The 1,537-nt window shown below is 33.8% G+C and carries 1 protein-coding gene and 1 pseudogene; both read left to right on the top strand.

The window, feature by feature from the left end:
- Positions 1–250, top strand: a pseudogene (locus ELQ06_RS08480) (motility associated factor glycosyltransferase family protein); the annotation flags it as partial.
- A 96-nt stretch (positions 251–346) separates the two neighbouring features.
- Positions 347–1,537 (top strand): flagellin (locus tag ELQ06_RS08475; protein WP_134237512.1); only part of this gene is annotated, 1,191 nt, incomplete at its 3' end.

Here is a 1,537-nt window from a genome sequence, read left to right as displayed (position 1 = left end):
AGAATTTTTAGAAAAAGTCTATCAAAACATAGAAAATTTTAATCACTCTTTAGATGAAGATGAGTTTATACAGGATGAAGTTTTAAGAGGAGCTTTTGCTTATCGTGGAAAAATGATTGCTGATGTATTAAAACTTCATATACAAGATAAAACGCATTTCATCACAGCTTATGTCAAAGCTTATGATGAATGGTTGCTTTATTTTATAGAAAAGTTAGAACAAAAATACAAGTTTTTGTCAAAAGTATGAAATTTTATTGCTAAAGTATAAAATATTTTTTTGATTGCACGATATAGCATTTAACAAGTTCATGGATGAGCTTGAATTTTTTTAAAAGGATTTAAAATGGGATTTCGTATTAACACCAATGTTGCAGCTTTAAATGCAAAAGCAAACGCTGATTTAAATAGTAAAAGTTTAGATGCTTCTTTAAGCAGACTTAGTTCAGGTCTTAGAATTAACTCCGCAGCAGATGATGCTTCAGGGATGGCGATAGCAGACAGTTTAAGATCTCAAGCTAATACTTTAGGTCAAGCTATATCTAATGGTAACGATGCTTTAGGTATCTTACAAACTGCTGATAAGGCTATGGATGAGCAACTTAAAATCTTAGATACAATCAAAACTAAGGCAACTCAAGCGGCTCAAGATGGACAAAGTTTAAAAACAAGAACCATGCTTCAAGCAGATATCAACCGTTTAATGGAAGAACTTGACAATATCGCAAATACTACTTCATTTAACGGTAAGCAACTTTTAAGTGGAAATTTTATCAATCAAGAATTTCAAATCGGCGCAAGTTCAAATCAAACTGTAAAAGCTACCATAGGAGCAACTCAATCTTCTAAGATAGGTTTAACACGCTTTGAAACAGGAGGAAGAATTTCATCTAGTGGTGAAGTACAATTTACTCTTAAAAATTACAATGGTATAGATGATTTTCAGTTTCAAAAAGTTGTGATTTCAACTTCAGTTGGAACAGGACTTGGAGCCTTAGCAGATGAGATCAATAAAAATGCTGATAAAACAGGTGTTAGAGCTACTTTTACAGTAGAAACTAGAGGTATGGCTGCAGTTAGGGCTGGAACTACTTCAGATACTTTTGCTATCAATGGGGTAACTATAGGTAAAGTAGCCTATGAAGATGGTGATGCTAATGGAGCTTTAGTTTCTGCAATCAATTCAGTTAAAGATACTACAGGAGTTGAAGCTTCAATCGATGCTAATGGACAACTTTTACTTAGCTCAAGAGAAGGTAGAGGAATTAAAATCGAAGGAAGCATCGGTGGTGGAGCTTTTATCAATAAAGACATGATGGAAAATTATGGTCGTTTATCTTTGGTTAAAAACGATGGTAAGGATATTTCAATCAGCGGTACCAATCTTTCTTCTGCAGGCTTTGGAGCGAATAATTTTATCTCTCAGGCTTCTGTTTCTTTAAGAGAGTCAAAAGGACAAATTGATGCTAATATCGCTGATGCTATGGGATTTGGTTCTGTAAATAAAGGAGTTATGTTAGCTGGAGCTTCTTCTGTT

Source organism: Campylobacter sp. CH246, from assembly GCF_004378835.1.
GTDB classification, from domain to species: domain Bacteria; phylum Campylobacterota; class Campylobacteria; order Campylobacterales; family Campylobacteraceae; genus Campylobacter_D; species Campylobacter_D jejuni.
This window is presented reverse-complemented; position numbering and strand designations above follow the sequence as displayed.